This window comes from Defluviimonas salinarum, assembly GCF_026013545.1.
Lineage (GTDB): Bacteria > Pseudomonadota > Alphaproteobacteria > Rhodobacterales > Rhodobacteraceae > Albidovulum > Albidovulum salinarum.
The window spans coordinates 91295-97751 of sequence record NZ_JAPDOG010000017.1 but is presented as its reverse complement, the minus strand read 5'-3'; the positions used below and the strand labels follow the sequence as shown (position 1 = coordinate 97751).

Here is a 6457-nt window from a genome sequence, read left to right as displayed (position 1 = left end):
CGACACCTGGCTCGTCCACTACAACACCGAACGCCCGCATCTGGGATACCGAAACCAAGGCAAACGACCCCTCGAAACCGTCATGTCATTCGTCAGTCAAGAAGGTTAAGTGGACAACTGACACGCCCAATTATGATGGCCCGCAATGGGCAAGTGGACGGCCGGGAGAACCCGGCCGCCCGCATTGGATGTTCCGCCTCGTCTATCGTGCCGACGCGGCGGTCAAAGCCGGGCTGCTACCCATGCCGTGCGGCTTTTCCTTCGGCTCGATGGCGCCGAGGTTCTTGACGATCCTGAACTTCCCGCCCTGCGCCTGGGCGATGTACATGCTGTGGCGCAGGTGGTGCTGGCCCGGGACCATCGCTGCCGGACCGCCCGGCGCCTGGCCGATCGCGGCATGGTCGAGCGCCCGAACGACCGCGTCCCGATCGGTCGTGCCGGCCTCCCTGACCGCGGCCTCCCAGAGCTTCAGCCCCTTGTAATGGCCCGAACAGCCGCTGCCGGCTGTGAACATGGCGCTGCCGGGGAAGCGGCGGTTGTAATCCTTCAGAAGCTCCCGGCTGAAGGGATCGTCGACCGCCTGATAGTAGTCGAGGCAGCTGTAGAGCCCCTCGAAATGCGCCGCAGGAACGAGGTTGAGGAAGTTCTCGTCGAAGTAGGTGCAGATGATCTTCCCACCCCGCGCGAGAAAGCCCGCGTCGTGAAGCTCCGCGAGGAACGGCGTCAGGCCCGGCGGCACGATCGTGTTGAAGACGACCTCGGTGCCGGTGGCCATGATCTTCCGCACCGTTTCCCGGTAGTCGGTATGATCGAGCGGGAAGTATTCCTCGCCGGCGATCTCGCCGCCGTTCGCGTCGACCATCCGTTTCGCGGCCTTGTTGAGCAGATGCGGCCAGATGTAGTCGGCCGAGGGCAGGTAGAACTTCCTCGCCCCGGTCTTCTTCATCAGCCACGGGATGAGCGGCTCCACCTGCTGCGCCGGAACTGCGCCGGTGCAGAAGATCAGGGGGTCATCCTCCTGCCCCTCGTATTGCTCGGGGTAGATGTAGAGCGTTCCACCCTTCTCCGTCGCCTCGCTGCGGATCGCCTGGCGGGTCGAGCTCAAGATGCCGCCCACGACAAGGTCGACCTTGTCGGCATTCACGAGCTTCGCGGCGGCCGACCTGGCGGCCGCATCGTCGCTCCGGCCGTCCTCGATGATCAGTTCGACCGGCCGGCCGAGCAGGCCTCCGGCCTCGTTCATGTCCTCGATGACCATCCGGCAGACATTGGCGTTGGCGATGCCCATGAAGGACAAGGCGCCGGTCAGTTCGGCAATGACGCCCACCTTGATCGGTGTTCGTTTCATGACGTTCTCCCTTTTCCTGAAAATGCAGGGCTGCCTATGCCGGCACGGCCCTGCGGTGTGTCCGGCCTCGCGCCCTATGGCGTCAGGCCTCGAACTGGCCGATCAGCATCGCCGCCTGGGGCGTGCCCTTGTGGCCCGCCTCCTGCAGGATCGGCGGCACGTCGGGATCCGAGACGAAGCTCTTCCAGCCCTCCACGTCCCAGTCGAAGATCGCCCAGAGCCGATCCGCTTCGGACGGGTCGCGGAACACCGTGCTTCCCTTCGAGCCGTGCAGCTTTCTCTTCGCGGCACCCTTGGTCGAGAACACCTCGATGAAGTGATCGACGTCTTCCACCCTCGTCGTTGCCAGCAACATCTGTTCTTCCTCCCTGTCGTCCGGACCCCCGTGGCCCGGTTCTGTCGGGAGGATGCACGCACGCCCGGCGGCGCACATGGGGCGAACTCCCTATGCCATGCGATCAGCGCATCAGGAGCCCGTTCTCGACGGCGAAAAGTGCCGCCCCGGCGCGGGTGGTGACGCCGATCTTCGAGTAGATGCTCTGGATGTGGTTGTCGGCGGTCTTCGGCGATATGCCGAGTTCCTCGGCCGCCTCCTTCGCGGTGAGCCCGGTCGCGATCAGCCGCAAGACCTCGATCTCGCGCGGGGTCATGCCGGCGAGGCGGGCGGGGATGTTGCGCCGCGAGGGCTGGCCCGCGACCGACAGCACCGCCTCGGCGCCGTCCGGGCAGAGCCGGCCCTCGCGCACCCAGGACCGGACCATCGCCGCCGCGCCCTCATCGTCGAGCGCCGGGCGCTGGGGGCGGCGCTCGCGGGCGGTCTCGAACACCTCGGCCGCCGCGAGGATGCGCGCCATCGGCGACAGGTCGGACCCATCCACGCCGCGGGGATAGCCGGAGCGGTCGAGGCATTCGTGGTGCCGTGCGACAAGCGCCGCCACGCCTGTGCCGCCATTCCCGAGTGCCGCCAGCGCGCGCTCGCCGTGATAGGGGTGCAGCCGCGCCTCATCGGCCTCGCGCGCCGACATCGGCGCCTCGCGGATCCAGACCGAGACCGGCACCGAAAGCTCGCCGATGTCATGCACCAGCCCGGCCCGGCGCGCGTCTCGGACGTCCGCCGCCGGCAGCCCGGCATGGCTGGCCGCCGCCCCGGCCAGGTCGGCAACCGCGCGGGAATGGCCGTGGGTGAAGGGCATCCGCATGTCGATCATGTCGGCGACCGCGATGAACGCCGCCTCGCAGGCCTCCTCGTCGAGAAAGGCGACCGGCTCCGGCTCGAGCGCCAGCACCGTCTCGCGGGTGATGCTGCCGTCGATCCCGCGCATCAGTTCGGCGTTCTCGGACATCAGCATCGCGAGCGGCGCCTCGTAGGGACCGTCCGCGCGGCTCGCGACGATTCGCGCCATCTCCTCGATGCCGTGGGCTCCCGCCAGCGCGATCGCGTCCTGCGCCAGCGTGATCAGCCGCACCGCGGGCATCACCTCCTCGCCCGAAAGCCCGCGCGGCAGGCCGTGCCCGTCCCATCGCTCGTAAATCTGGCCGAGGTTGCGCCGTAGCTCCTCCGACAGCCCGAGCCGCTCGCCGATCCTTTGCGCGACCTCACAATGCGCGTTGAGGATCGGCACCGAGACCTGCATCGCGCTCGCAAGCCCCGCCTCGATCGCGCGCTTCTGCGCCTCCGGTTCGAGATGGGCGAAGAGCCGCTGGAAGGCGTTGACGAAGACCTGACCGACCTGCGCCCCGTCGCCCAGATCGCGCCCGGCGAGATCCCGTCTGAGCGCGATCTCGTCGCCGAAGGCCGCCGACAGCAGATGGGTGTCGGCGTTGCAGCCGACGTAGCGCAGCAGCGCCTGGTGATAGACATTGCGCCGCAGCTCGGCGTCGAAGCCCGCCAGTTCGGCCAGCCGCATCCCGAGCACGCAGGACCGCAGCGCGAAATCCCGCGACTGCCCGGTGGCGAGGTCCGAGGCATAGGCCAGCACCATCATGAAATCCGCACGCCGCAACTTCGGATCAGACATCGACGCCTCCCGAAAGCTCACGCCCCCCGAACGCGACGGCCGGGCTTCCGGTCCCCGCATTGGGCGGATCACAATGAGGATGAGACCCTCCGGCGCCGGAGTCCAGACTTTGCCGCAATCCGCGCAGCGCCAGCGGCTTTTGGAAAGGCGCCGTCGCGAAACCTTCCGGCAACCGTCAAGCCGTCGTTACGTCCCGCCCCTATCCGCAAGGCCGACCGCTGCCTGACGCGGCCGCTTGCACATAGGATCCGACATGACCCTGTCCCGCCGTAACGTCCTCAAGCTTTCCGCCGCCGCCCTGGCCGCTCCGCTCGTGCTGCGCGCCTCCGACGCGCTCGCCTCGTCGGGCAGCGTCAAGGTCTTCGCCTGGCAGGACTACGTCCAGCCGAACATCGCCGCCAAGTTCGAGGCCGATACCGGCATCAAGCTCGAACTGACGACCTACGGCTCGAACGACGAGGCGATGTCGACCGTGCGCGCAAACGGCGGCAAGGGTTTCGACATTGTCTTCCCCTCGATCACCAACGCCCCCGGTTATGTCGACGATGCCGGAGAAAGCTTCTTCGCGGAGATCCCGGCCGAAGTGAATTCCGGCGCCGTCATCCCCTCCTTCCTGCGCGACAGCGCCACGCTCGGCGGGGTTCACAACGGCCGGCAGGTGGTCCTGCCCTTCAACTGGGGCACCGAGGGCATCACCTTCAACCGCAAGGTGCTGCCCGTCGCCGATGCCGACCTTTCGTTCGGCGACCTTTTCCGCCCCGAGACCGTCGGCAAGGCCGCGTTCCGCCAGAAATCGGTGATCATGGGCGTCGGCCTCCATCTCGACGCGACCGGCGAGGTGCCGTCGAACCGGATGCTCGACGTCTACAAGTCCGAGGACGACGCCCGTCGGGTCTGGGGCGCGGTCGCCCAGTGGATCGTCGCGCGCAGGGAGAACTTCGGTGCCTTCTGGAACAACGCGACCGAAGCCACCGCCGCCTTCAAGGACGCCGGCTGCATCATCGGCCAGACCTGGGACACGACCGGCTTGATCCTGAGCCGCGAGGAGCCGGACTACGTCTACCGCGCGCCGAAGGAAGGCATCATCACCTGGCTCGACAGCTTCGGCATGCTGCGCGGCGCCGAGAACCGCGACCAGGCGATCGCCTTCATGAACTTCATGCTCAAGCCCGAAACCGGAGGCATGCTGTCGGACAACACCGGCTACAACTCCGCCGTCGCCGGGGCCGCTGACTTCGCCTCGGATGACTTCAAGCGCCAGTTCAACGAGGTCTATACACCCGCGGTCCTCGCCAACATGTGGTGGTGGCAGGCCGACACGCCGTTCTTCGCGCCGGTGCGCGACGAGTTCGTCGAGATCATCACCAACGCCTGACCTGCCGGTCGGCAAACCATACCGGGCGGGGCCTCGGCGCCCCTCCCGGCCCTTTCAATTCCGGGGCTGGACATGCACGGCAACGACGTGACGCTCGAGGGCGTCTCCATCACCTATCCCAACGGTTTCACCGCTGTTCACGAGACCCACCTGACGATCCCGGCGGGCGAGTTCTTTTCGATCCTCGGCCCCTCCGGCTGCGGCAAGACGACGATCCTCAGGACCGTCTCGGGCTTCGTCGAGCCGAGCCGCGGCCGGGTGCTGATCGGCGGCGCAGACCAGGCCGGCAAGTCGCCGAACCAGCGCCCCACCGCGCTCATCTTCCAGAATCTCGCGCTCTTTCCGCTGATGAGTGTGCGCGACAACGTGGCCTTCGGGCTCGAGGCGCGCGGCGTCTCGCGGCGCGCGCGCAATGCGAAGGCCGAGGAACTGCTGAACCTCGTGGCGCTCGGCGACCAGGCCAGCAAGATGCCAGGCGAGCTTTCGGGCGGCCAGCGCCAGCGCGTCGCCATCGCCCGTGCGCTCGCGGTCGAGCCCTCGGTGCTGCTGCTCGACGAGCCCTTGTCGGCGCTCGATCTCAAGCTCCGAAAGCACATGCGGACCGAGCTCCGCGCGATCCAGAAGAAGACCGGCGTCACCTTCATCTACATCACCCATGACCAGTCCGAGGCGCTGACCATGTCGGACCGGATCGCGGTGATGAACGCCGGGCGGATCGAGCAGGTCGGCAGCGCCGACGAGGTCTACTCCAACCCTGCCACCGCCTTCGCCGCCTCCTTTGTCGGCGAGGTCAACCGCTTCGCCGGCCGGATCACGGCGCTCGACGGCGACATGGCCGAGGTCGAGACCCCGCTCGGCCGGATGCGGTGCCGCAATCCGCGCGGAATGAAACCGGGCGAGGCGGCCTTGCTCTTCGTCCGGCCCGAAAACGTCGGCTTTGCGTCGGCAAGTGGTATGGCATACGGCAACCAGCTCGACGCGCGGCTCGAACGCCGCGACCTCGAGGGCGCCTTCATCAGTTTCCAGATGCGGACCGAAGCTGCCGGCCAGCCCGTCGCGATGCACCTGACCAATACCGGGACCGCCCCCGCGTTGATGCCGGACGGCGCCGCGCGCATCGGCTTCGCCTGTGAAAGCGCGCTCGTCCTGCCCGAAGGTCCGCTGGCCCGGACTGGACGCGAGGAGCTTGGCGCGGCATGAGGGGCATCTTCCGCAGCTACGGGCGGGCCCTCGCCGCGCTCTTCGTCGCCGCCGTCCTCGGCTGGGCGGCGCTCCTGATCGTCCTGCCGCAGGTCACGATGCTGGAGCGCGCCCTGACCGCGCCGAAGCGGCTGCTCGACAGCTCCGCCGCCGCCACCCTGCGCTTCGACGCCGCCACCTGCCTCTCGGTCCTCGCGCGCTATGACGCGCCCGCGGAGGAGAGCACGAGTGGCGGGCTCGCGGTGCCCTCGATCAGCGGCATGGCACCGACGACCACCGATGGCGGCGGCGGACGGGCGCTCGCGGTGCCGTCCTTCGGCGGCAGCGCCGGGGCGATCCGACCCTACATCCTGCAATGCGACCGCGCCGACACCCACAAGACCCTCGCCCGCGACGACGGCAGCGAGGCCTGGCTCGACGAGGCCTACGGCCTGCCACGGCTCCATGTCGACGACACGCTGCCGCTCGCCGAGCAGATCGCCGCGGCCGGGTGAATCCGCGATCTCGCCAGCGACC

General features: G+C 68.2%; 6 protein-coding genes and 1 pseudogene. 4 read left to right on the top strand and 3 right to left on the bottom strand.

The features are described from left to right. Positions 1–109 (top strand): annotated as a pseudogene (locus OM960_RS17390) (IS481 family transposase); the annotation flags it as partial. A gap of 93 nt (positions 110–202) precedes the next feature. Here the strand turns inward: OM960_RS17390 and OM960_RS17385 are convergent. The 3 genes from OM960_RS17385 to OM960_RS17375 form a co-directional block, all read right to left on the bottom strand. Continuing rightward, complete coding sequence (locus OM960_RS17385; protein WP_264772845.1) at positions 203–1348, bottom strand: substrate-binding protein; 1146 nt, start codon at positions 1346–1348, stop codon at positions 203–205. Between the two features lie 82 nt (positions 1349–1430). Next, positions 1431–1703, bottom strand: coding sequence for a hypothetical protein (locus OM960_RS17380; RefSeq protein ID WP_264772844.1), 273 nt, complete (start codon positions 1701–1703; stop codon positions 1431–1433). A gap of 103 nt (positions 1704–1806) precedes the next feature. Beyond that, the gene (locus OM960_RS17375) at positions 1807–3366 is read right to left on the bottom strand and encodes an HD domain-containing phosphohydrolase (RefSeq protein WP_264772843.1); all 1560 of its coding nucleotides are present in this window, start codon (positions 3364–3366) and stop codon (positions 1807–1809) included. A 253-nt stretch (positions 3367–3619) separates the two neighbouring features. Here OM960_RS17375 and OM960_RS17370 point away from each other — a divergent pair, with 253 nt between their 5' ends. From OM960_RS17370 to OM960_RS17360, 3 genes are all read left to right on the top strand, one after another. Further along, positions 3620–4741: an extracellular solute-binding protein gene (locus tag OM960_RS17370; RefSeq protein ID WP_264772842.1), complete on the top strand. Its 1122-nt coding sequence runs from the start codon at positions 3620–3622 to the stop codon at positions 4739–4741. Positions 4742–4813: 72 nt separating this feature from the next. Then, positions 4814–5941, top strand: coding sequence for an ABC transporter ATP-binding protein (locus tag OM960_RS17365; RefSeq protein WP_264772841.1), 1128 nt, complete (start codon positions 4814–4816; stop codon positions 5939–5941). After that, on the top strand, positions 5938–6435 hold the full coding sequence (locus tag OM960_RS17360) for a hypothetical protein (protein WP_264772840.1): 498 nt from the start codon (positions 5938–5940) through the stop codon (positions 6433–6435). The genes OM960_RS17365 and OM960_RS17360 overlap by 4 nt, the downstream gene beginning before the upstream one ends. The last annotated feature ends 22 nt before the right edge of the window (positions 6436–6457 follow it).